This window comes from Streptomyces sp. TSRI0107, from assembly GCF_001905845.1.
Lineage (GTDB): Bacteria > Actinomycetota > Actinomycetes > Streptomycetales > Streptomycetaceae > Streptomyces.
Genome location: NZ_LIVZ01000001.1, coordinates 14,464 through 37,668 on the forward strand (window position 1 = coordinate 14,464; position 23,205 = coordinate 37,668).

Sequence of the window (23,205 nt, forward strand, 5' to 3'; positions counted from 1 at the left end):
GGCCGTACGGCCCAACGGGTGGGCCGTTGCCTTGGGTTGGCGATGGCACAGGACCACAGGCCTAAGCCTTCAGGGGGAGGAACGATGGCGGACAGCTTCGGACCGATGCAGGCCGAGAACGCCGACGACGGCGCGGACGGCATGGGGCCGGGAGCGCGGCCGGGAGCGGGGCCGGACGTGGGCTCCTCACGTCAGGAGCCGATCCGTGTCCTGGTCGTGGACGATCACGCCCTCTTCCGTCGGGGCCTGGAGATCGTGCTCGCGGCCGAGGAGGACATCCAGGTCGTCGGCGAGGCGGGAGACGGGGCCGAGGCGGTCGAGAAGGCCGCCGACCTGCTGCCCGACATCATCCTGATGGACGTACGGATGCCCAAGCGGGGCGGCATCGAGGCGTGCACCTCCATCAAGGAGGTGGCACCCAGCGCCAAGATCATCATGTTGACGATCAGCGACGAGGAAGCCGACCTCTACGACGCCATCAAGGCGGGCGCCACCGGATACCTCCTCAAGGAGATCTCCACCGACGAGGTGGCCACCGCCATTCGCGCGGTGGCCGACGGACAGTCGCAGATCAGCCCGTCCATGGCGTCGAAGCTGCTCACCGAGTTCAAGTCGATGATCCAGCGGACGGACGAGCGCCGGCTGGTGCCCGCGCCGAGGCTCACCGACCGGGAACTGGAAGTGCTCAAGCTCGTGGCCACCGGGATGAACAACCGGGACATCGCCAAGGAGCTGTTCATCTCCGAGAACACCGTGAAGAACCACGTGCGCAACATCCTGGAGAAGCTTCAGCTGCACTCCAGGATGGAGGCCGTCGTCTACGCGATGCGGGAGAAGATCCTCGAGATCCGGTGAGCGCGGTCAGTCCAGGGCTCGGGCGAGTTCCCTGGTCAGAGGTTCGCGCAGGTCAGGGGCGTCCACCCGTTCCACCCGTACGTTCGTGCAGTCCACCCATGTCGCCGCCTCCAGCAGGGCCCGCGCCACGGCCGGGACCGCCTTCGGGCCGTCGAGGGTGACCTGCTTGGCGACCAGGGTGCGGCCCTCGCGGGCCGGGTCGACACGGCCGACCAGCCGGCCGCCGGCCAGCACCGGCATCGCGAAATATCCGTGCACCCGCTTCGGCTTCGGGACATAGGCCTCCAGGCGGTGGGAGAAGCCGAAGATCCGCTCCGTCCGGGCGCGCTCCCAGATCAGGGAGTCGAACGGGGACAGCAGGGTCGTGCGGTGCCGGCCGCGCGGGGGCGTCTCCAGCGCCGCCGGATCCGCCCAGGCCGGCTTGGCCCAGCCCTCGACCGTGACCGGGACCAGGCCGGAGTCGGCTAGCACCGCGTCGACCTGGTCGCCCCTGAGCCGGTGGTAGTCGGCGATGTCCGCGCGGGTGCCGACGCCCAGCGCCTCACCGGCGAGACGGACGAGGCGGCGCAGGCACTCCCGGTCGTCCAGGTCGTCGTGCAGGAGCGCCGGCGGGATCGCTCGTTCGGCGAGGTCGTAGACCCGCTTCCAGCCGCGGCGCTCCACGCAGACCACCTCGCCGTACATCAGCGCGCGCTCCACGGCGACCTTCGTGCCGGACCAGTCCCACCACTCGCTGGTCTTCTTCGCGCCGCCCAACTCCGTGGCGGTGAGCGGGCCGTCCGCGCGGAGCTGCTTGATGACCTGGTCGTAGGTGCCGTCCGGGAGGGCGTGGTTCCAGTGCGGGCGGTCGCGGTAGGCGCGGCGGCGGAAGGCGAAGTGGGGCCACTCCTCGATGGGGAGGATGCAGGCGGCGTGGGACCAGTACTCGAAGGCGTGCGGCTGTGCCGTGCCCCCGGGATGCCAGTAGGCGCTCTCCACCGTTCTGCGGCCCACGGCGCCGAGGCGGGCGTAGGGGACCAGCTCATGGGAGCGGGCGAGGACCGAGATCGTGTCGAGCTGCACCGCGCCGAGGTGACGGAGGACGCCGCGGACACCGGCGCGGCGGTCGGGGGAGCCGAGGAGGCCCTGGGCGCGCAGGGCGATACGGCGGGCCTCGTCGGCGGAGAGGGTGGTGGAGGGGCGCGGGGTCGTCATGCCCTCGAACGATAGGCGGTGGCACTGACAGCGGGGGCTGAGCTGCGGATTCCTCAGGAACTGCGCGGACGGGCCGGGAGGTAGGGGGCCGTCGAGGGCAGCGAGAGGTCGCAGGGGAGCAGGGAGCCCACCCAGCAGTCGCGGCGGACGCCGTTGTTGTTGAGGGCCGCGCGGAGGGTGCCTTCGAGGGTGAAGCCGGCGCGCCGGGCCACCGCGCGGGAGGCCGAGTTGCCGACCTCGGCGCGCCATTCGAGGCGGTCGACGGGGATGTGGGTGAAGGCCCAGTGGGAGACGGCCACGGTGGCCTCGGTGATGTAGCCGTTGCCGCGGTGGCGGGCGGCCGCCCAGAACCCCAGTTCGGCCGTGCCCAGGGAGCGCATGGTGACGCCGAGCATGCCGGCGAGGTCCCCGTCGGGGAGGAAGGCGCCGAAGGTGAACATCGAGGAGGTCGCCCAGCCGTCGGGGACCTGCTGCTCGACGAAGGCCTGGGCGTGCTCGGGGAGGTAGGGGGAGGGGATCGTGGTCCAGCGCTGGATGTCGGGGTCCTGACAGGCCGCGTACACCGCGTCCGTGTCGTCCGGGCCGACCGTACGCAGCAGCAGGTGGGCGGTGGGGATCGTGACGGGGTCCATCGGCCGATTCTGCTCCATCCGTGCTTCCCGGCAGGAGGGGGCCGCCCGATGGAGGCTGCCGCCCTGTGGAGAGGGCCGCCCTATGGGTGAGCGGGCGATCACGAATCGTGCAATTCGTCTGCGGGGCGCGGCACCATCCGCGACGCGCGGACGTTGTCCCTTGTGAAGGCCGTCGTCGCGGCAGGCCTCCCGGCGCGGCCGGGTCCTCGCATACGATGGCCGTTGCTCAGTAGTCAGAAGGAAAACCGACCGTCCCAGGCCCGACCGGCAAGGAGACCAACCCCCGTGTCCGTCCTCTCGAAGATCATGCGTGCAGGCGAAGGCAAGATCCTGCGCAAGCTGCACCGCATCGCGGACCAGGTCAACTCCATCGAAGAGGACTTCGTCGACCTCTCCGACGCCGAGCTGCGCGCCCTCACGGACGAGTACAAGCAGCGGTACGCCGACGGCGAGAGCCTGGACGACCTGCTCCCCGAGGCCTTCGCCACCGTCCGGGAGGCCGCCAAGCGCGTCCTCGGCCAGCGGCACTACGACGTGCAGATCATGGGCGGTGCCGCCCTGCACCTCGGCTACGTCGCCGAGATGAAGACCGGTGAGGGCAAGACCCTCGTCGGCACGCTCCCGGCCTACCTGAACGCCCTCTCCGGGAAGGGCGTCCACCTGATCACGGTGAACGACTACCTGGCCGAGCGCGACTCGGAGTTGATGGGCCGCGTCCACAAGTTCCTGGGCCTGAGCGTCGGCTGCATCCTCGCCAACATGACGCCGGCTCAGCGTCGCGAGCAGTACGCCTGCGACATCACCTACGGCACGAACAACGAGTTCGGCTTCGACTACCTGCGCGACAACATGGCCTGGTCGAAGGACGAGCTCGTCCAGCGCGGCCACAACTTCGCCATCGTCGACGAGGTCGACTCCATCCTGGTCGACGAGGCCCGTACACCGCTGATCATCTCCGGCCCGGCGGACCAGGCCACGAAGTGGTACGGCGACTTCGCCAAGCTGGTCACCCGCCTCAAGCGCGGCGAGGCCGGCCAGCCCCTCAAGGGCATCGAGGAGACCGGCGACTACGACGTCGACGAGAAGAAGCGCACGGTCGCCATCCACGAGTCCGGCGTCAGCAAGGTCGAGGACTGGCTGGGCATCGACAACCTGTACGAGTCGGTGAACACGCCGCTCGTCGGTTACCTGAACAACGCCATCAAGGCCAAGGAACTGTTCAAGAAGGACAAGGACTACGTCGTCATCGACGGCGAAGTCATGATCGTCGACGAGCACACCGGCCGTATCCTCGCCGGCCGCCGTTACAACGAGGGCATGCACCAGGCGATCGAGGCGAAGGAAGGGGTGCCGATCAAGGACGAGAACCAGACGCTCGCCACGATCACCCTCCAGAACTTCTTCCGCCTCTACAAGCGCCGCGACCACAACGGCAAGGAAGTCCCCGGACTCTCCGGCATGACCGGTACGGCCATGACCGAGGCTGCGGAGTTCCACCAGATCTACAAGCTCGGCGTCGTCCCGATCCCGACGAACAAGCCGATGATCCGCAAGGACCAGTCGGACCTGATCTACCGCACCGAGGTCGCGAAGTTCGAGGCGGTCGTCGACGACATCGTCGAGAAGCACGAGAAGGGCCAGCCGATCCTCGTCGGTACGACGTCGGTCGAGAAGTCCGAGTACCTGTCGCAGCAGCTGTCGAAGCGCGGCGTCCAGCACGAGGTGCTCAACGCCAAGCAGCACGACCGCGAGGCGATCATCGTCGCCCAGGCCGGCCGCAAGGGCGCCGTGACCGTGGCGACCAACATGGCCGGCCGTGGTACGGACATCAAGCTCGGCGGCAACCCCGAGGACCTCGCCGAGGCGGAGCTGCGCCAGCGCGGCCTCGACCCCGAGGAGCACATCGAGGAGTGGGCCGCGGCCCTGCCCGCCGCCCTGGAGCGTGCCGAGCACGCGGTCAAGGCCGAGAAGGAAGAGGTCGAGGCGCTCGGCGGCCTCTACGTCCTGGGCACCGAGCGGCACGAGTCGCGCCGTATCGACAACCAGCTGCGCGGTCGTTCCGGCCGTCAGGGCGACCCGGGCGAGTCCCGCTTCTACCTGTCGCTCGGCGACGACCTGATGCGGCTGTTCAAGGCCCAGATGGTCGAGCGCGTGATGTCCATGGCGAACGTGCCGGACGACGTGCCGATCGAGAACAAGATGGTCACCCGCGCGATCGCGTCCGCCCAGTCGCAGGTCGAGCAGCAGAACTTCGAGACCCGTAAGAACGTCCTGAAGTACGACGAGGTCCTGAACCGGCAGCGCGAGGTCATCTACGGCGAGCGCCGCCGTGTCCTGGAGGGCGAGGACCTGCACGAGCAGATCCAGCACTTCATGAACGACACGATCGACGCGTACGTCGCCGCGGAGACCGCAGAGGGCTTCGCCGAGGAGTGGGACCTGGACCGGCTGTGGGGCGCCTTCAAGCAGCTCTACCCGGTCAAGGTCACCATCGAGGAGCTGGAGGAGGCGGCCGGTGACCGCGCGGGCCTGACCGCCGAGTTCATCGCCGAGTCCATCAAGGACGACATCCTCGAGCAGTACGAGGCGCGTGAGGCGCAGCTCGGCTCCGAGATCATGCGTGAGCTGGAGCGCCGGGTCGTGCTGTCGGTCCTCGACCGCAAGTGGCGCGAGCACCTCTACGAGATGGACTACCTCCAGGAGGGCATCGGCCTGCGCGCGATGGCGCAGAAGGACCCGCTGGTCGAGTACCAGCGCGAGGGCTTCGACATGTTCACCGCGATGATGGAGGGCATCAAGGAGGAGTCCGTCGGCTACCTGTTCAACCTGGAGGTCCAGGTCGAGCAGCAGGTCGAGGAGGTCCCGGTCGAGGACGCCAAGCCGGTGGCCGACCTGGAGAAGCAGGACGCGGTGCCGGCGCAGGCGGGTGCCCGCCCGGAGATCCGTGCCAAGGGCCTGGAGGCCCCGCAGCGGCGGAACCTGCACTTCACCGCGCCGACCGTGGACGGCGAGGGCGGCACCATCGAGGGCGACTTCGCCGAGGACGAGCCGGTGCGCTCCTCCGCCGACGGCCTCACCCGCGCGGAGCGGCGCAAGCAGGCCAAGGGCGGGCGGCGCCGCAAGAAGTGACGGCGCCGTAGCGTCGTCGTAGGGCCGAAGGGCCGGGTCACCCACGGGTGCCCGGCCCTTCGGCATGCCAGTCAGTCGTCGTCCGCGCGGGGGCGGCGCGGGCCGTCCAGTTCCACGGCCGTGCAGCGCCAGCGGCGGTCCCGGCCCAGTTCCAGGCGGAAGGCCATGGCGCGCAGACGGTCGCCGGTGCGGATGCGGGCGAAGGCCTCGAAGGCGCCCGGACGGGGCTCGTAGTAGCCGATGTCGCGGAGCACGGGGCGGGGGCCGGGGGAGCGCAGGGGGCCGGTCTCGGCGAGCCGGGTGAGGTCGTCGTAGGCGTGTCCCAGCGTGTACCCGAGCATCGAGTGGACGGGGCGCCGGCCGCTGAGGACCAGCAGCAGACGTTCGGCGAAGAGGTCGGTGGGGCGGGGCTGCGGGACCGGGCGGCGCGGGGTCTGGGGCGGGACCCTCAGGGGCGCGTGCGGTGTGTGCGGTGCGGCCGTGCGGACGCCGTCGGCGGGGTGCGCGTGGGGCGCGGGCGGAAGGGTGCCGGGCGGCGCCGTGCGGGGCGTCTGGGGGCGGGCGCCGGGCGGCGGCGTAAGGGGCGCCGCCGTACGAAGTGCCGGTGCGCCCGTGTCGGCAGACCCCGGGCGCCAGGCGCGGGGCGGGTTGGCGCCCGGGCGGCGGGTGTCCCGGCGGGAGTCGCGCCGGTTCGGAGGGCGGGTGCCGGGGCGGTCGGCGGGGTGGTGCTGGGCCCTGGTCATGACCTTGTTCATGGGATCCCCGTGTTTCGCCGGGCCCGGAGATACCGGGCGGTAACTTGCTGGTGGTGATCTTGTACGGGGCGGCGGACCCGGCGGCAAGGACTCCGCAAGTCGGGGTCGGGGCCCGGGAACATTCACTTATCTGGGTGATCTCAAGGGGGAAAGGCCTGGTGGGCGAGGTGCGGCGGGTGAATTCGCGGGCCTCGGGTGGACGGCTTGCAAGGCCCGGGCAGAGACCCGAAAGGGGACGCCCGCACGTATCCTGAAGGCTCTTCGAAGCCTTGCGGGGCCCTCCGACCACGAAAGAGGCGGCCAGCCATGCGCGTCTACGTCCCCCTGACCCTCCCTGGTCTCGCCGAGGCGTACAAGACGGGAGAGCTCGGGGCGGGACCGCTCCTCGCCTACGCCGTCACGCCCGCGCTGCGCGAGTGGTACCTGTCCGACGACATCGAGGAACTGGAGTACGCGGCGCTCGGCCGGGCCGCGCTCGCCTCGCTGCGGCGGCTCGCGGAGGACGCCGCGGCACCGCGCCGGCGGGTCGTGGTCGCCGTCGACGTACCGGACGGCGCGGCCGTGGCCGACCCCGACCGGGCGCTCGACCCGGCGGCGCTCGGCGAGGTGCGGGTGGCCGGCGCGGTGCCGCTGGCCAAGGCGGCCTCCGTGCACGTCGACGCGGAGGACGCGGAGGCGGACGTGGCCGCGGCCGTGCAGGCGCTCGAGGCGGCGGACGGCGGGGACGACGACGCGCAGTTCGTGGTGGACGGGGCCGATGACCACGAGCTGCTGTGGTTCGCGACGCAGGAGATCCCGAACCTGGTCGGGCAGGGCCGCTGAGACCCCCTTTCCACCTGGGCTTCTCTTGATTGTCAGTGCCGGCGGGTACGGTTTTCGGCATGGGGAAGCTGGAAGCCGCGCACATCGTGTGGGACTGGAACGGCACGCTGTTCCACGACAATGACGCGATCATCGGGGCGACGAACGCGGCGTTCGCCGAGCTGGGGCTGAAGCCGATCACGCTGGAGCAGTACCGGGCGCTGTACTGCGTGCCGGTGCCGAAGTTCTACGAGCGGCTGATGGGGCGGCTGCCGACGGACGCGGAGTGGGAGGTCATGGACGGGACCTTCCACCGGTACTACACCGAGCACCGGGTGCGGTGCGGGCTCACCGAGGGCGCGGTGGAGCTGCTGGCGGGGTGGCGGTCGGCGGGGCGGAGCCAGTCGATCCTGAGCATGTACGGGCACGACGACCTCGTGCCGCTGGTGCGCGGCTTCGGGATCGAGAGCCACTTCATACGCGTCGACGGGCGCACCGGGCCCTCCGGGGGCAGCAAGGCCGAGCACATGGTGCGGCATCTCGCGGCGCTGGCCGGGGTGAACCCCGAGCGGACGGTGGTCATCGGCGACGCCGCGGACGACGCGGTGGCCGCGCTGCACGTCGGAGCGCGGGCCGTGCTGTACACCGGGGGGTCGCACAGCCGGGGCAGCCTGGAGTCGGCGGGCGTGCCGGTGGTGGACACCCTTCAGGAGGCGGTCGCGGAGGCGGAGCGGCTGGCGGCGGCCTGAGGCGCGGCCCTGGTGCGGCCGCACCCCCGGTCGGGTGACCGGTGCGCGGCCGCATCCCGGTCCGGTGACCGCCGCGGTCAGGTGTTCGCCGCGGTCAGGTGACCGCCGCGGTCAGGTCACCGGCGCCTTCGCGCGCAGGATCGTCAGGAACTCGCGCATCCAGGTGGGGTGGTCCGGCCAGGCGCGGGACGAGACGAGGGTGCCGTCGACCACGGCCTCGGCGTCCTGGAAAGTGGCGCCGGCGGACTGCATGTCCAGCTCCAGCGCGGGGTACGCGGTGACGCGGCGGCCGCGGAGGCCGTCCACCGCCGCGGTGATCAGGGGGCCGTGGCAGATCTGGGCCACGGGCTTGTCGGCATCGAAGAAGGACTTGAGGATCTTGCGGAGTTCAGGGTCGTTGCGGAGGTATTCGGGCGCTCGGCCGCCGGGGATGACCACGGCGGCGTACTGGCCGGGGTCGACCTCCGAGAAGGCGAGATCGGCGGGCCAGGAGTAGCCGGGTTTCTCGGTGTACGTGTCGAAGCCGGGTTCGAAGTCGTGGACCACGAACCGGAGCTTCTTGCGGGTGGGGGCGGCGATGTGGACCTCGTAGCCCTCTTCGAGGAGGCGTTGGTAGGGGTACAGGACTTCGAGGGACTCTGCGGCGTCGCCGGTGAGGATGAGGACTTTGGCGGGCATGTCGGGCGGCTCCCGTCCGGGTTGGCGTCAGGGGCAACGTGCACTCGCGGGTGCGGTCTTGCCAAGAGGACGCGCCGGTTTTGAGGCACCCCGGCGCCGAGACCGGCGTCCCGGCGCCGCGCGACAGCGCGCGACTGCCTGCGGCCGAGCGCCCGGGACTGTGCAGACTGTCAAAGTTCCCGGCCTGGTTTTGTACACATACGGCTCATGACGGGCCCCCGGTAAGGAGCGATAGCCTTGGTGGCGTGATCAGCGCGATAGTTCGCGGGGGCATCGTCGCCCCTGCCCTGCGCCCGGGACGCACGGACGACATCCGTGACCGGGCGGTGGTCGCTGGTCTTCACGGGCGGGTCGGGGCGTTCGAGGCCCCCGCCAAGGCGTCGTACGCGTCGGAAATGGCCGATTACCCCCCGCTCATCTCACCTCGCGGCATAGCGTCGAACCAGACCGGACACCCCGCGTCTCGGCGCCACGCCCGAAGGGCAGAGACCGTACTTCCTTCTACGTCACGCAACGGCGCGCGACAGGAGCCAGAGGACAATGCAGACCAAGCTGGACGAAGCCAAGGCCGAGCTGCTCGACAGGGCCGCCCGGGTAGCTGAGAACAGCCCGGTCGGGGGGCACCTACCGACTGGGACGACGGAACACGGCACCCCCGACCGGGAGGCCGTGCTCGCGTTCCTCCAGCGCTACTACCTGCACACCGCCCCGGAGGACCTCGCCGACCGTGACCCGGTCGACGTCTTCGGAGCCGCCTACTCCCACTACCGACTGGCCGAGAACCGCCCCCAGGGCACGGCCAACGTGCGCGTCCACACCCCGACCGTCGAGGAGAACGGCTGGACCTGCAGCCACTCCGTGGTCGAGGTCGTCACCGACGACATGCCCTTCCTGGTCGACTCCGTCACCAACGAGCTGACCCGGCAGGGACGCGGCATCCATGTCGTCATCCACCCCCAGATCGTCGTGCGCCGCGACGTCACCGGCCGGCTGATCGAGGTGCTGCCCACCCGTCCCACCGGTGACCTGCCGCACGACGCGCACATCGAGTCCTGGATCCACGTCGAGATCGACCGCGAGACCGACCGCGCGGACCTGAAGCAGATCACCGTCGATCTGCTGCGGGTGCTGTCCGACGTGCGGGAGGCCGTCGAGGACTGGGGCAAGATGCGCGACGCCGCCGTGCGCATCGCCGAGGGCCTGCCGGACGAGCCGATCGCCGGCGACCTGCCCGGGCAGGAGATCGAGGAGGCCCGCGAGCTGCTGCGCTGGCTGGCCGACGACCACTTCACGTTCCTCGGCTACCGCGAGTATCAGCTGCGCGACGACGATTCCCTCGCCGCCGTCCCAGGAACCGGCCTCGGTATTCTGCGCTCCGACCCGCACCACGCCGGAGACGACCAGCACCCGGTCAGCCCGTCGTTCGAACGGCTGCCCGCCGACGCCCGCGCCAAGGCGCGCGAGCACAAGCTGCTGGTCCTGACCAAGGCGAACAGCCGGGCCACCGTGCACCGGCCGTCGTACCTGGACTACATCGGCGTCAAGAAGTTCGACGCGGACGGGAACGTCGTCGGTGAGCGGCGCTTCCTCGGACTGTTCTCCTCCGCCGCCTACACCGAGTCCGTGCGCCGGGTGCCGGTGATCCGCCGCAAGGTCGACGCGGTGCTGAAGGGCGCCGGTTTCTCGCCCCACAGCCACGACGGGCGTGACCTGCTGCAGATCCTGGAGACGTACCCGCGCGACGAGCTGTTCCAGACGCCGGTCGACGAGCTCCAGGCCATCGTCACCTCCGTGCTGTACCTCCAGGAGCGCCGGCGCCTGCGGCTCTACCTGCGCCAGGACGAGTACGGCCGCTACTACTCCGCCCTCGTCTACCTTCCGCGCGACCGCTACACCACCGGCGTGCGGCTGCGGATCATCGACATCCTCAAGGAGGAACTGGGCGGCACCAGCGTCGACTTCACCGCCTGGAACACCGAGTCGATCCTGTCCCGGCTGCACTTCGTGGTCCGCGTGCCGCAGGGCACCGAGCTGCCGCAGCTGTCCGACGCCGACAAGGAGCGCATCGAGGCCCGCCTGGTCGAGGCCACCCGCTCCTGGGCCGACGGCTTCGCGGAGGCGCTGAACGCCGAGTTCGGCGAGGAGCGCGCGGCGGAGCTGCTGCGCCGCTACGGCAACGCCTTCACCGAGGGCTACAAGGCCGACCACAGCCCGCGCAGCGCGGTCGCCGACCTCGCCCAGCTGGAACGTCTCGGCGAGGACCAGAACTTCGCGCTCAGCCTGTACGAGCCGGTCGGCGCCGGCCCGGACGAGCGCCGCTTCAAGATCTACCGCAAGGGCGACGCCGTCTCCCTGTCCGCGGTGCTGCCGGTCCTCAACCGGCTCGGCGTCGAGGTGATGGACGAGCGGCCCTACGAGCTGCGCGGCGCGGACCGCCGGGTCGCCTGGATCTACGACTTCGGCCTGCGCATGCCGAAGCCGCAGAGCGGCGGCGCGGACGGCGCCTACGCCAGTGACGACGCCCGTGAGCGGTTCCAGGACGCGTTCGCCGCCACCTGGAACGGCCAGGCGGAGAACGACGGCTTCAACGCGCTGGTGCTGAGTGCCGGGCTGAACTGGCGGCAGGCCATGGTGCTGCGGGCGTACGCGAAGTACCTGCGGCAGGCGGGGTCCACGTTCAGCCAGGACTACATGGAGGACACCCTCCGCGACAACGTCCACACCACGCGGCTGCTGGTCTCCCTGTTCGAGGCGCGGATGTCGCCGGAGCGGCAGCGCGCCGGGCACGAGATCGTCGACGCCCTGCTGGAGGAGCTGGACGCGGCGCTCGACCAGGTGGCGAGCCTCGACGAGGACCGCATCCTGCGGTCGTTCCTGACCGTCATCAAGGCGACCCTGCGGACCAACTTCTTCCAGAAGACCGAGGACGGCACGCCGCACGACTACGTGTCGATGAAGTTCGACCCGCAGGCCATCCCGGACCTGCCGGCGCCCCGCCCGGCGTTCGAGATCTGGGTGTACTCGCCGCGCGTCGAGGGCGTGCACCTGCGCTTCGGCAAGGTCGCGCGCGGCGGTCTGCGCTGGTCGGACCGGCGCGAGGACTTCCGCACCGAGATCCTGGGCCTGGTCAAGGCGCAGATGGTGAAGAACACGGTGATCGTGCCGGTCGGCGCCAAGGGCGGCTTCGTCGCCAAGCAGCTGCCCGACCCGGCCGTCGACCGCGACGCGTGGCTGGCCGAGGGCATCGCCAGCTACAAGACGTTCATCTCGGCACTGCTCGACATCACCGACAACATGGTGGCCGGAGAGGTCGTGCCGCCCGCCGACGTCGTCCGGCACGACGAGGACGACACCTACCTCGTCGTCGCCGCCGACAAGGGCACCGCGACGTTCTCCGACATCGCCAACGAGGTCGCCGAGAAGTACAGCTTCTGGCTCGGCGACGCCTTCGCCTCCGGCGGCAGCGCGGGCTACGACCACAAGGGCATGGGCATCACCGCGCGCGGCGCCTGGGAGTCCGTCAAGCGGCACTTCCGCGAGCTGGGCGTGGACACGCAGACCGAGGACTTCACGGTCGTCGGCATCGGCGACATGTCCGGTGACGTGTTCGGCAACGGCATGCTGCTCAGCGAGCACATCCGCCTGGTCGCCGCCTTCGACCACCGGCACATCTTCATCGACCCCGACCCGGACGCGGCCGTCTCCTACGCCGAGCGCCGCCGCGTCTTCGAGCTGCCCCGCTCCAGCTGGGCCGACTACAACACCGACCTGATCTCCGCGGGCGGCGGCGTCTTCCCCCGCACCGCCAAGGCGATCCCGGTCAACGCGCACATCCGTGAGGCGCTGGGCATCGAGGGCAAGGTCACCAAGATGACCCCGGCCGACCTGATGAAGGCGGTCCTGCAGGCGCCGGTGGACCTGCTGTGGAACGGCGGCATCGGCACCTACGTGAAGTCCAGCACCGAGTCCCACGCGGACGTCGGCGACAAGGCCAACGACGCCATCCGCGTCGACGGCCAGGACCTGCGCGTCAAGGTGGTCGGCGAGGGCGGCAACCTGGGTCTGACCCAGCTCGGCCGGATCGAGTTCGCGCGGCACGGCGGCCGGATCAACACCGACGCCATCGACAACAGCGCGGGTGTGGACACCTCCGACCACGAGGTGAACATCAAGATCCTGCTGAACGGCCTGGTCACGGACGGCGACATGACCGTCAAGCAGCGCAACCGCCTGCTCGCCGAGATGACCGACGAGGTCGGCCGGCTGGTGCTGCGCAACAACTACGCGCAGAACACGGCGATCGCCAACGCGCTCGCCCAGTCCAAGGACATGCTCCACGCCCAGCAGCGCTATCTGCGCCACCTGGTGCGCGAGGGCCACCTGGACCGGGCCCTGGAGTTCCTGCCGACCGACCGCCAGATCCGCGAGCGCCTCGGCAGCGGCCACGGCCTGACCGGCCCGGAGACGGCCGTCCTGCTGGCGTACACGAAGATCACGGTCGCCGAGGAACTGCTGCACACCTCGCTGCCGGACGACCCGTACCTGCGCAGCCTGCTGTACGCGTACTTCCCGACGGCGCTGCGCGAGCAGTTCCCGCAGTACATCGACAGCCACCCGCTGCGCCGTGAGATCACCACGACGGTGCTGGTCAACGACACGGTCAACACCGGCGGTACGACGTATCTGCACCGGATGCGCGAGGAGACCGGCGCGTCGCTGGAGGAGATCGTCCGGGCGCAGACCGCGGCCCGCGCGATCTTCCGCTCGGCGCCGGTGTGGGACGCGGTCGAGGCGCTGGACAACAAGGTCGAGGCCGAGGTCCAGACCCGGATCCGGCTGCACTCCCGCCGGCTGGTGGAGCGCGGCACGCGCTGGCTGCTCAACAACCGGCCGCAGCCGCTCCAGCTCGCCGAGACCGTCTCGTTCTTCGCGGAGCGGGTCGAGCAGGTCTGGAACGAGCTGCCGAAGCTGCTGCGCGGCGCGGACCTGGAGTGGTGGCAGAAGATCCACGACGAGCTGACCGACGCCGGGGTGCCGGACGAGCTGGCCACGCGGGTGGCCGGGTTCTCCTCGGCGTTCCCGACGCTGGACATCGTCTCGGTGGCCGACCGCATGGGCAAGGAGCCGCTGGACGTCGCCGAGGTCTACTACGACCTCGCCGACCGCCTCGGCATCACCCAGCTCATGGACCGCATCATCGAGCTGCCCCGCGCGGACCGCTGGCAGTCCATGGCCCGCGCGGCCATCCGCGAGGACCTGTTCGCCGCGCACGCCGCCCTCACGGCCGACGTGCTGACGGTGGGCAACGGCACGTCCACGCCGGAGCAGCGGTTCGAGGGCTGGCAGGAGCGGAACGCGGCGATCCTCGGCCGCGCCCGCACCACCCTGGAGGAGATCCAGAGCTCGGACGCCTTCGACCTCGCCAACCTGTCGGTGGCGATGCGGACGATGCGCACGCTGCTGCGGTCGCACGCGTAGGCGTACGAGGTCTACGACGTCGTAGGCGTACGGCGTGAGAGGGCGCCCCGGGCCTCACAGGTCCGGGGCGCCCTTTTCGTTGCCCAGCGCTCAGCGCAGCGCGCTCGCCAGCAGGCGGGCCGCCCGCCGCACCCGGGGCCGCGCCATGCGCCGTACCACCGGGCGCACCACCCGCGCGGTCATGCCCACCGGGCGCCAGCGGACCTGGAGGCGGCCCGTGCCGCGTTCCTCCGGTTCGACCCTGATCCGGTGCGGGGCGGCACCGGAGTGGTACTCGACGCGGGCCGTGATCGGGGTGAAGGTCTCGGGGGCCAGCAGGACGCCCTTGTGGTGGAGCCCTTGGTGTGTCAGGCGCAGCACGGGGTGGCGGGCGCCGTCGAAGCCGTGCAGCGGGATCGGGGCGGCGGCCAGGTCCAGGTGGACATGGCCCTCGTAGACGCCCGGACCGACCGGGGACAGGCGGAACGGCACGCTCATGCGCCGGCGGCCGGGGGACAGGAGCAGGGTGGCGGCCTGCGGGCCCAGGGGGAGGCGCAGGGCGGGGTCGTAGGTGCGGACCGTGAGATCCACGGAGGCGCCGGGGCCGGGCGCGACCTCGACGACCTCGTGCCGGAGCAGCGCGAAGGGGAAGGGGCAGGTGTCGGGGGCCAGGTCGGTCAGGTCCAGTTCGCGGCGGCCCCAGGCGTTCTCCGGGAGGCGGTCGCCCCAGTACGTACGGCCCTCCTCGTCCGTGACCAGGTCGCGCGGGCCGACCGCGTGTCCCAGGCCGCGTGCCGCCAGCCGGGCCTCCGGCAGGCGCAGGTCGCGCACCAGCTGGAGCACGACGCGCTCGGGGCGCGGGAGACGGGCGTACGCGCCCGGCGTGAGTGTCGCGAGATACGGGTTGACGATCTCCGCGAACCCCGCCAGCCACTCCTCGTCACGGTAGGGCAGGTCACCGGCGTACATCCGGAAGTCGTGCTTGAGGAACTTGTAGTCCTTCTCCTCGTACAGCGCGGCGTGCCCGCTGCGGGCCAGGAAGTCGTCGACGAGCCGCTGGACGTGGACGCGGTCGCGGACGTTGTCGAGTTTGTGCCGCTGGTTGGAGATGGAGGCGGTGTCGGCGGACGCGAGCGGGGCGATGTACCAGCGGTAGACCGGCTGCGGGATGACGGTGAAGGCGCGGGCCAGGCAGTAGGCCTGCGCGGAGAACAGCTGGTCCTCGTAGTGGATGCCCTCGGGGAAGCGCAGCTCGTGGCGGTCGAGGAAGGAGCGGGCGTACATCTTGCTGGTCGCCAGGTGCTCGAAGAACAGCCGGGGTTCGGCGGCGATGCCGGGCACGGTGCGGCGCTCGGCCACCAGGTGCGGCATCCACCGCGAGCGGTTCCCGGTGTCCGCGCGGACCCGCTCCACCGCGCCCATCACGAAGTCGACGTCCCGTTCCCGGTGCGCGGCGAGCAGCAGCTCCACCGCGTCCGGCGGCAGCTCGTCGTCGCTGTCGAGGAACATCACGTACGGCGCGCGGGCGATCTCCAGGGCACGGTTGCGCGGCACACCGCATCCGCCGCTGTTCTGGTCGAGGCGCAGATGCAGGACGCGGGGGTCCTCCGCGGCCAGCCGCCGCGCCACCTCGGGGGTGGCGTCCGTGGAGTGGTCGTCGCTGATGACGATCTCGATGTTGGCGTGGGTCTGGCGGCGCACGGAGGCCACCGCGCGGGGGAGGCGTCCGGCGTCGTTGTAGACGATGACGGTCACCGTGACGTCGGGGGCTTCGGGAGCCTTCGGGACTGCCTGGCTCATGACGCGGTCGCCTCCTGCGGATTCGGGGCGGGGGTGCGGTCGTCGACGGGGACGACCGGCGGCAGCGCCTCCTCGGGCTCGCCGAGGAAGACCCGGCGTACGACCCGCTCGGCGGCGTGTCCGTCGTCGAACTCGCAGAACCGGCGCCGGAACACCGACCGGGCCTTGGCCGCGTCCTGGTCGCGCCAGGCGTCCGAGGTGAGCACGGCGGTCAGCTCGGCCTGGGTGCGGGTCACCGGGCCGGGGGCCTCGGCCATCAGGTCGAAGTAGACGCCGCGGGTCGCCACGTACGTCTCCCAGTCGTCGGCGTGGATGACGATCGGCCGGTCCAGGTTGGCGTAGTCGAACATGATCGACGAGTAGTCGGTGACGAGCGCGTCGGCGGCCAGGCACAGGTCCTCGACCGGGTCGTAGGCGGAGACGTCGAGGACGCGGCCCGCGCGGCGCAGGCCGGTGAGCGGGGACACCGCGCCGTCGTGGAAGTAGTGGGCGCGCACGAGCAGCACCGTGTCCTCGCCCAGCTGCTCGGCGAGCCTGACGAGGTCCAGACGCGGGGTCCAGCCGGCCTCGTAGTCGCGGTGGGTGGGGGCGTAGAGGATCGCCCGGCGGCCGGGGGCGATGCCCAGGCGGGCGCGGATCGCGGCGATGTCGGCGGCGGTCGCGCCGTAGTAGACGTCGTTGCGCGGATAGCCGTGGTCGAGGGAGACGAACCGGGACGGGTAGGCGCGCTCCCACATGCGGGTGGTGTGGCTGTTGGCGGAGAGGCTGTAGTCCCACTTGTCGATCCGGGCCAGCAGGGCGTTGAAGTCCATGCCCTGGGCGGTGGCCGGGTAGCTCATCTGGTCGATGCCCATGCGTTTCAGCGGGGTGCCGTGATGGGTCTGGAGGTGCACGGCGTCCGGTCGCTTCACCACCGCGTTGGCGAAGTTGACGTTGTTGACCAGGAACTTCGCGCGTCCCAGCACCTCCCAGTAGCGGCTGCTGCCGACGACGACATGGTCGGTGCCGGGCGGCAGCAGGCCCACGCGGTCGGCGGCGACCACCCACACCGGGTGGATCTGCGGGGCCAGCTCGGCGAGCTTGGCGGCGATGGCGGCGGGATTGCAGGCGACACCGCGGTGCCAGTACGCGGCGAACACCGCCAGGCCGGGGTCGACCGGGCGGGCGAGCGCCCTGCGGTACTGGTGGGCGCGGACCCGCGTGCCGAGCTGCCGTTTGCCCGCGCGGAGGGCCTTGCGGCCGGCGCGGCGGGCGTGGTTGGCGGTCTGGAGGGCGCGGTAGCGGGCGTAGCCGTCCGTCTCCAGGAGGCTGCGGCGCAGGCCCTCGGGGCCGGCCGGGTGGCGCAGGCCCTCGGGGCGGTGGCGGACGGCCGCCTGGGAGGCGCGGTGGAAGTAGGCGCGGGCGTCCTGCTCCGGCATGCCCGCGCGGACGAAGGTGCGCAGGCTGTCGCGGACCATCAGGTGGTACAGGACCCCGTGCGGCGCCGTACGGGAGCGGGCGCGGTCCAGCAGGGCCTCGTAGCGCTCCAGGGCGGCCAGGTGGTCGTCGAGGGTGCGTGGCGGGAGGCTCTCCGGGCGCAGCTCGCGGTGTTCGAGCGCGGGGTGGTTGAGGCAGGCGATCCGCGTGGCCGTGAGGAGGGCGGTGTGGGCGGCGTACGCCTCGTCGTCGGCGGCGAGGTCGTCGGCGTGGGCGCGCCAGTGGTCCGCACGTATGAGGCGGTTGCCGACGAGCGGGGCCAGCCGCAGCAGGTCGGGCAGGTCGTCGAGGGCGGTCTCGGCGCGGCCCGCGCGGGCCAGCAGGCGGCTGTCGGCGGACGGCCTGCCGGAGGTCCGCCAGGTGGTGCGGACGTGGTCGAAGAGCAGCACGTCCACCGTGTCGGGGAGTTCGGCGGCGCGGGCGGCGAGCAGGGCGGCGGCGCCCGCGGGGAGGCCGTCCCTCGCGGGGACGAAGTGCAGCCACCGTCCGGCCGCCCGCGCGGCGCCCGCCGCTCTGGCCGCGGCGTCGCCGGTGCCGTCGGGCAGCGGGACGACCACCGCGCCGGGGGCGTGTTCCCGGGCCGTCTCCCGGGCCCAGTCGCCGACCGCGGCCACGATCACCTCGGCCCCGGGAGCCGGGTCGGCGGTCAGGGAGTCGAGGAGGCCGGTCAGATGGCCTCGAGTGTTCGGGCCGTGTACGACGACGCTGAGCTCGGGTGGCACGGCGGACTCCCTTCACGCGTTCGGGGCCTCACACGGTGATGACCTATCGGTCATCGTGGCACTAAAACGATGAAAGGGTTAAACGGGGTTGACCCGGTCGGTGCGGGGAGGGCCGGAACGGGCTCAGGAAGCGCCGGCCTTCGCCCCCTCGCCGGCCTTCGCCTCCTCGGGAGCCGCGACCGGCTTCGGCTTCGGCTTGGCCTTCGGCTTCGGCTTGGCGGTCTTGTCCCCGGTGAAGGCCTCGTACTCCTTCATGACCTCCTCCGTCGGCCCGTCCATCCGCAGTTCGCCGCGCTCCAGCCACAGCACCCGCTCGCAGGTGTCGCGGATCGACTTGTTGTTGTGGCTGACGAGGAAGACCGTGCCGGCGTGCTTGCGCAGCTCGCGGATACGGGCCTCGGAGCGCTTCTGGAAGGAGCGGTCGCCGGTGGCCAGCGCCTCGTCGATGAGCAGCACGTCGTGGTCCTTCGCGGCGGCGATGGAGAACCGCAGCCGGGCGGCCATGCCGGAGGAGTACGTGCGCATCGGCAGGGTGATGAAGTCGCCCTTCTCGTTGATCCCGGAGAAGTCGACGATCTCCTGGTAGCGCTCCCTGATCTGCTCCCGCGACATGCCCATCGCCAGCCCGCCGAGGTGGACGTTGCGCTCGCCGGTCAGGTCGTTCATCAGGGCCGCGTTGACGCCGAGGAGGGAGGGCTGGCCGTTGGTGTGGATACGGCCGTTCTCCACCGGGAGCAGTCCGGCGACCGCCTTCAGCAGGGTCGACTTCCCGGAGCCGTTGGTGCCGATCAGGCCGATCGCCTCGCCCTTGTACGCCACGAACGACACGTTCCGCACCGCGTGCACCCGGCGCACGCCGGCCGCCTTCTCGCTCTGCTTGCGGCGCAGGATGCGGTTGAGGGCGGCGGTCGCGGTGCCGCGGCCGGCTCCGGTGCCGTTGACGCGGTACACGATGTCCACGCGGTCGGCGATGACGGTGGGGATCTTCTCGCTCACGTTGTCAGCCACGGCCGTACGTCTCCTCAGCCTTCCAGAAGTAGATGAAACCGCCGACCCCGGCGAGCAGGGCCCAGCCCGTCGCGAGCAGCCACACGTGGGGCGGCAGCTGGCCCGCCTGGAAGCTGTCGATGAGCGCGAAGCGCATCAGGTCGATGTAGACGGCGGCCGGGTTGGCCTGGAGGACGGGGGTCACCCACGACGGCAGGTCGGTGTGCGCGCTCAGGACGTGGTCGATGCTCCACATCACGCCCGACACGTACATCCACGTCCGCAGCACGAACGGCATCAGCTGCGCGACGTCCGGGGTCTTGGCGCCGACCCGGGCCAGGATCATCGAGACGCCCGCGTTGAAGGTGAACTGCAGGACCAGCACCGGGAACGCCAGCAGCCAGGACGCGGTGGGCGGCACGCCGAAGATCAGCAGGATGGCGATCAGCGCCGCCATCGAGAACATCAGCTGCTGGAGCTGCTGGAGGCAGAAGGAGATCGGCAGCGCGGCCCGCGGGAAGTGCAGGGCGCGGACCAGGCCGAGGTTGCCGGAGATGGCGCGGGTGCCGGCCAGGATCGAGCTCTGGGTGAACGTCCAGATGAACACGCCGGTGACCAGGAACGGCACGTAGTCCGGCACGCCCTTCTTGGTCTGCAGCAGCACACCGAAGATCAGGTAGTAGACCGCCGCGTTCAGCAGCGGGGTCATGACCTGCCAGACCTGGCCGAGCTTCGCCTGGCTGTACTGCGCGGTGAGCTTCGCCGTGGAGAACGCGGCGATGAAGTGGCGCCGCGCCCACAGCCTGCGGACGTACTGGGGCAGGGAGGGGCGGGCGCCGCTGACGGTCAGGCCGTGGCGCGCGGCGAGGGCCGCGAGGTCGTCGCCGGCCGGGGCCGGGGTGGTGGTCCGGGCCGGTGTGGGGGGCGGTGTGTCGAGGACCTGGCTCACATCCGCTGCTTTCGGTCGGGGGGGGAAGGGTGCGGAGGTCTTTCCGCTACTGGCTTCGGTGTTCGGTGCGAGCTCTACGTCGGGACGGGACCGTATCGTCGCAACGGGAGCGTAAGTCGTCGGAGCGTCGGAACGCAACCGTTTCGTCGCGGCGCCCTATGCTGTCCGCATGACGACGAACGCCGACGCCCCCCAGCCGCGTCCGCGCCGCCGGGCCCCCGCAGGCGCGGCGGTGCTCCGCGAGGACGTGACGGAAGCCATCCGCGCGGCCGTCTTCGAGGAACTGGCGTCCGTCGGCTACGCGCGGATGTCGATCGAGGGGATCGCCCGCCGCGCGGGCGTCGGCAAGACCGCCGTGTACCGCCGCTGGCGCTCCAAGCTGCACCTGGTGCTCGACATCGTCTCGGCGATCGCCGTGCAGGGCCTGCCCGCGCCGGACACCGGCTCCCTGGAGTCGGACCTGCGGCTGCTGTACGAGGTGACGTCCCGGGCCCTGCGCCACCCCGTCGCCTCGCAGATCATCCCCGACCTCCAGGCGGAGGCGGCCCGCAACCCGGAGATCGCCGAGGCGATGCAGAAGGCGCTGCGGGACGGTCAGGAGGGTGTCGCGCTGCGGATCGTCGCGGCGGCGGAGGAGCGCGGCGAGGTCCGCAAGGGCGTCGACGGAGAGCTGGCGCTGGACCTGATCTCGGGCCCGCTGTACTGGCGCTCGGTGGTGATCCGCAGTCCGAAGCTGCCGAGGGGCTACCTGGCGGCGCTGTCGCACGCGACCGCCGAGGCCCTGAAGGCGCTCTGACGCCGCCCGGTCAGGCCGGTCGGCCGGCCAGCCGGAGCGCCAGCTCGCTCAGCCCGGCGGCCCGCAGCACCCGTTCCCCGAAGCCGGGCAGCGGCACGTGCAGGGGCTCGGTCCACCGCTCGGGTATCGCGCCGGCCCCGTACACCGCTCCGGCGAGCCCGCCGGTGACCGCGGCGACGGTGTCCGTGTCGCCACCGAGGTCGACGGCGGCGCGGACTGCGTCCTCGTAGGAGGACGTGGTGCGTACGGCCCACACGGCGGAGCCGAGGCAGGGCCAGACGGCGCCGTTGAACTCGGTCGCCAGGCCGGGGTGCCAGTCGGGGTCGAGGACGACGGCGTAGCGCTCGCGGTGCCCGGGGTGCACGGCCGTCAGGGTGCCGGGCAGGGCGGCCAGCGGGTCGCCCCCGGTCAGCGCGACGCGCAGCAGCTCGTGGAAGATCGCCGTGCCCTCCCAGGCGGCCCGGTCGCCGTGGGTGAGGGCGGCCAGCCGGCGGGCGGCGTCCATGGTGGCGTCGCGGCCCCGGCCGGCGAAGTGCACGCCGGAGGTGGCGGCCCGCATCAGCGCACCGTTCCCCGCCGCGCGCTGATTCGTCCGGAAGTGGAGTGCCGCGGCCGTGTCCCACGGGTCGCCGCTGCCGAGGACCGCCTCCGTCTGGAGCCCGATGTCCTTCGGCTCGGCCGCCGCCCAGCGCTGGAACCGCCGGAACACGTCCGGCAGGTCGAGCCCGCCGCACTCCAGCAGGGACTCCCCGACGAGCACGGCCATCTGGGTGTCGTCGGTCGCCTCACCCGGGTCCCAGCCGCCGCCTCCGCACATCTCGCCGCCCCCTCCCGGCTGCGGGAAGCGGGCGGTGAAGGCCCCCTCGGGGCCGAACTCGAAGGGGGCGCCGAGGGCGTCGCCGACGGCGGAGCCGACGACGGCACCCACGGCACGCTCGGGCAGGAGACCGGTCATCTCGCGCACGTCAGTCCCGCGCGGCCTCCGGGTGCAGCCGCACCCAGCCCTCCCACGCGGACGTGATCATGTCCTGGACGTCGTGCTTGGCCTTCCAGCCCAGCTCGGTGGCGACGCGCTCGGCGGAGGCGACGACCCGGGCCGGGTCGCCGGGGCGGCGGGGAGTGACGGTCGGAGGACGGCCGTAGCCGGTGATCGCGTTGATGCGGTCGATCATCTCGCGCACGGAGACGCCCTCGCCCCGCCCGATGTTGAGGGTGAGGTCGCGACCGGGGGACTCCTCCAGCGCGCGGGCCGCCGCCACGTGGGCCTCCGCCAGGTCGACGACGTGGATGTAGTCCCGTACGCAGGTGCCGTCCGGCGTCGGGTAGTCGTCGCCGAAGACGCGCGGGGGCGCGCCCTCGGTCAGCTTCTCGAAGACCATGGGGATGAGGTTGAAGACGCCCGTGTCGGCCAGTTCGGGGGCCGCCGCGCCCGCCACGTTGAAGTAGCGCAGGGAGGCGGTGGAGAGGCCGGTCGCCCGGCCCGTCGCGCGGACCAGCCACTCCCCGGCCAGCTTCGTCTCGCCGTACGGCGACATCGGCGCGCACGGCGTCTCCTCGGTGACCAGCTCCACGTCCGGCATGCCGTACACGGCCGCCGAGGAGGAGAACACGAAGGACGGCACCCCGGCCGCGGTGACCGCCTCCAGCAGGACGCGCAGGCCCTCCACGTTCTCCCGGTAGTAGTGCAGCGGCAGGTCCACCGACTCCCCGACCTGCTTCTTCGCCGCGAGGTGCACCACGCCGGTGATGCCGTGCGCGGCGAGCACCCGGCTCAGCCGCTCCCGGTCCAGCGTGGAGCCGACCTCCAGCGGTACGCCGTCCGGGACCCGTTCGGCGATGCCGGTGGACAGGTCGTCGTAGACCACGGTCCGCTCGCCCGCCTCGGTCATCGCCCGTACGACGTGCGCCCCGATGTATCCGGCGCCGCCGGTGATCAGCCAGGTCATATGCGGCTGTCCCCTCGTCAGTTGGCCCCTGCTGGTGCCCGGTGGGTGTCCTCCGGACACAGTGAAGCAGGCGAATGGCCGTGGTGTGACGTGGATGTGACGCCCTGTAGCGGCGGGTCGCCGTCAATCAGCCGTCAATCAGCCGTCAATCACCTGGAAAAGGAGGTTAATAGTACAAAATCGGCTCTGTGTCGCGCATGGAGAACAGCAGCAAACCATCACTTTTCACCCACGTTTCCATCCGACTTCCCACCCGCCTTTCCGCCCGTCCTTCCGCTC

At 71.4% G+C, this 23,205-nt stretch carries 16 protein-coding genes; 6 read left to right on the plus strand and 10 right to left on the minus strand.

Translation table 11 applies throughout. From position 1 onward, the window contains the following. Positions 1–84: 84 nt before the first annotated feature. Complete coding sequence (locus AMK31_RS00070; protein WP_073938182.1) at positions 85–855, plus strand: response regulator; 771 nt, start codon at positions 85–87, stop codon at positions 853–855. Positions 856–861: 6 nt separating this feature from the next. Here the strand turns inward: AMK31_RS00070 and AMK31_RS00075 are convergent, their stop codons facing one another. Together AMK31_RS00075 and AMK31_RS00080 are read right to left on the minus strand one after the other, a co-directional pair. Next, positions 862–2,049 carry a winged helix-turn-helix domain-containing protein gene (locus AMK31_RS00075; protein WP_073938183.1) on the minus strand — a complete coding sequence of 396 codons (1,188 nt, stop codon included), beginning with the start codon at positions 2,047–2,049 and terminating at the stop codon, positions 862–864. A gap of 53 nt (positions 2,050–2,102) precedes the next feature. Further along, positions 2,103–2,681 carry a GNAT family N-acetyltransferase gene (locus tag AMK31_RS00080; RefSeq protein ID WP_073938184.1) on the minus strand — a complete coding sequence of 193 codons (579 nt, stop codon included), beginning with the start codon at positions 2,679–2,681 and terminating at the stop codon, positions 2,103–2,105. A 285-nt stretch (positions 2,682–2,966) separates the two neighbouring features. Here AMK31_RS00080 and secA point away from each other — a divergent pair, with 285 nt between their 5' ends. After that, positions 2,967–5,810 (plus strand): preprotein translocase subunit SecA, encoded by a 2,844-nt coding sequence (secA, locus tag AMK31_RS00085; protein ID WP_073938185.1) that lies wholly within the window; start codon positions 2,967–2,969, stop codon positions 5,808–5,810. Positions 5,811–5,881: 71 nt separating this feature from the next. Here secA and AMK31_RS40840 read toward each other — a convergent pair whose 3' ends face one another. After that, on the minus strand, positions 5,882–6,565 hold the full coding sequence (locus AMK31_RS40840) for an Rv3235 family protein (protein ID WP_073938186.1): 684 nt from the start codon (positions 6,563–6,565) through the stop codon (positions 5,882–5,884). Positions 6,566–6,871: 306 nt separating this feature from the next. Between AMK31_RS40840 and AMK31_RS00095 the strand changes: the two genes are divergently transcribed. Both AMK31_RS00095 and AMK31_RS00100 read left to right on the plus strand, forming a co-directional pair. Then, complete coding sequence (locus AMK31_RS00095) at positions 6,872–7,387, plus strand: DUF6912 family protein (protein ID WP_073938187.1); 516 nt, start codon at positions 6,872–6,874, stop codon at positions 7,385–7,387. A 59-nt stretch (positions 7,388–7,446) separates the two neighbouring features. Continuing rightward, on the plus strand, positions 7,447–8,115 hold the full coding sequence (locus tag AMK31_RS00100; RefSeq protein WP_073938188.1) for an HAD family hydrolase: 669 nt from the start codon (positions 7,447–7,449) through the stop codon (positions 8,113–8,115). Positions 8,116–8,226: 111 nt separating this feature from the next. Here the strand turns inward: AMK31_RS00100 and AMK31_RS00105 are convergent, their stop codons facing one another. Beyond that, positions 8,227–8,793: a DJ-1/PfpI family protein gene (locus AMK31_RS00105; RefSeq protein WP_073938189.1), complete on the minus strand. Its 567-nt coding sequence runs from the start codon at positions 8,791–8,793 to the stop codon at positions 8,227–8,229. Between the two features lie 540 nt (positions 8,794–9,333). Here AMK31_RS00105 and AMK31_RS00110 point away from each other — a divergent pair. Continuing rightward, positions 9,334–14,271, plus strand: coding sequence for an NAD-glutamate dehydrogenase (locus tag AMK31_RS00110; protein WP_073938190.1), 4,938 nt, complete (start codon positions 9,334–9,336; stop codon positions 14,269–14,271). 90 nt (positions 14,272–14,361) lie between these two features. On the opposite strand, the gene AMK31_RS00115 is transcribed toward AMK31_RS00110, so the two are convergent. The 4 genes from AMK31_RS00115 to AMK31_RS00130 form a co-directional block, all read right to left on the minus strand. Beyond that, positions 14,362–16,050 carry a glycosyltransferase family 2 protein gene (locus tag AMK31_RS00115; protein WP_073938191.1) on the minus strand — a complete coding sequence of 563 codons (1,689 nt, stop codon included), beginning with the start codon at positions 16,048–16,050 and terminating at the stop codon, positions 14,362–14,364. After that, a complete protein-coding gene (locus AMK31_RS00120) occupies positions 16,047–18,248 on the minus strand; it encodes a CDP-glycerol glycerophosphotransferase family protein (protein ID WP_073938192.1) in 2,202 nt (733 codons plus the stop codon). The genes AMK31_RS00115 and AMK31_RS00120 overlap by 4 nt, the downstream gene beginning before the upstream one ends. 123 nt (positions 18,249–18,371) lie before the next feature. Continuing rightward, positions 18,372–19,256, minus strand: a complete 885-nt coding sequence (locus AMK31_RS00125) for an ABC transporter ATP-binding protein (protein WP_073938193.1) — start codon at positions 19,254–19,256, stop codon at positions 18,372–18,374. Then, positions 19,249–20,184, minus strand: coding sequence for an ABC transporter permease (locus AMK31_RS00130; RefSeq protein WP_073938194.1), 936 nt, complete (start codon positions 20,182–20,184; stop codon positions 19,249–19,251). Before AMK31_RS00130 ends, AMK31_RS00125 begins: the two co-directional genes overlap by 8 nt. A gap of 169 nt (positions 20,185–20,353) precedes the next feature. Here AMK31_RS00130 and AMK31_RS00135 point away from each other — a divergent pair, with 169 nt between their 5' ends. Next, positions 20,354–20,980 carry a TetR/AcrR family transcriptional regulator gene (locus AMK31_RS00135; protein WP_073938195.1) on the plus strand — a complete coding sequence of 209 codons (627 nt, stop codon included), beginning with the start codon at positions 20,354–20,356 and terminating at the stop codon, positions 20,978–20,980. Between the two features lie 10 nt (positions 20,981–20,990). Here AMK31_RS00135 and AMK31_RS00140 read toward each other — a convergent pair whose 3' ends face one another. Next, entirely contained in the window at positions 20,991–21,935 is a 945-nt protein-coding gene (locus AMK31_RS00140) for an ADP-ribosylglycohydrolase family protein (protein WP_073938911.1), read from the minus strand. A 10-nt stretch (positions 21,936–21,945) separates the two neighbouring features. Then, on the minus strand, positions 21,946–22,926 hold the full coding sequence (gene galE, locus AMK31_RS00145) for a UDP-glucose 4-epimerase GalE (protein WP_073938196.1): 981 nt from the start codon (positions 22,924–22,926) through the stop codon (positions 21,946–21,948). Positions 22,927–23,205: the final 279 nt, after the last annotated feature.

Bases quoted from the DNA above. Each gene is read 5' to 3' on its own strand.
- AMK31_RS00095 (WP_073938187.1), top strand. From the start codon at position 6,872: ATGCGCGTCTACGTCCCCCTGACCCTCCCTGGTCTCGCCGAGGCGTAC.
- AMK31_RS00100 (WP_073938188.1), top strand. From the start codon at position 7,447: ATGGGGAAGCTGGAAGCCGCGCACATCGTGTGGGACTGGAACGGCACG.
- AMK31_RS00110 (WP_073938190.1), top strand. From the start codon at position 9,334: ATGCAGACCAAGCTGGACGAAGCCAAGGCCGAGCTGCTCGACAGGGCC.
- AMK31_RS00080 (WP_073938184.1), bottom strand. From the start codon at position 2,681: ATGGACCCCGTCACGATCCCCACCGCCCACCTGCTGCTGCGTACGGTC.
- AMK31_RS00075 (WP_073938183.1), bottom strand. From the start codon at position 2,049: ATGACGACCCCGCGCCCCTCCACCACCCTCTCCGCCGACGAGGCCCGC.
- AMK31_RS00070 (WP_073938182.1), top strand. From the start codon at position 85: ATGGCGGACAGCTTCGGACCGATGCAGGCCGAGAACGCCGACGACGGC.
- AMK31_RS00115 (WP_073938191.1), bottom strand. From the start codon at position 16,050: ATGAGCCAGGCAGTCCCGAAGGCTCCCGAAGCCCCCGACGTCACGGTG.
- AMK31_RS40840 (WP_073938186.1), bottom strand. From the start codon at position 6,565: ATGAACAAGGTCATGACCAGGGCCCAGCACCACCCCGCCGACCGCCCC.
- AMK31_RS00105 (WP_073938189.1), bottom strand. From the start codon at position 8,793: ATGCCCGCCAAAGTCCTCATCCTCACCGGCGACGCCGCAGAGTCCCTC.
- AMK31_RS00140 (WP_073938911.1), bottom strand. From the start codon at position 21,935: ATGACCGGTCTCCTGCCCGAGCGTGCCGTGGGTGCCGTCGTCGGCTCC.
- galE (WP_073938196.1), bottom strand. From the start codon at position 22,926: ATGACCTGGCTGATCACCGGCGGCGCCGGATACATCGGGGCGCACGTC.
- AMK31_RS00135 (WP_073938195.1), top strand. From the start codon at position 20,354: ATGACGACGAACGCCGACGCCCCCCAGCCGCGTCCGCGCCGCCGGGCC.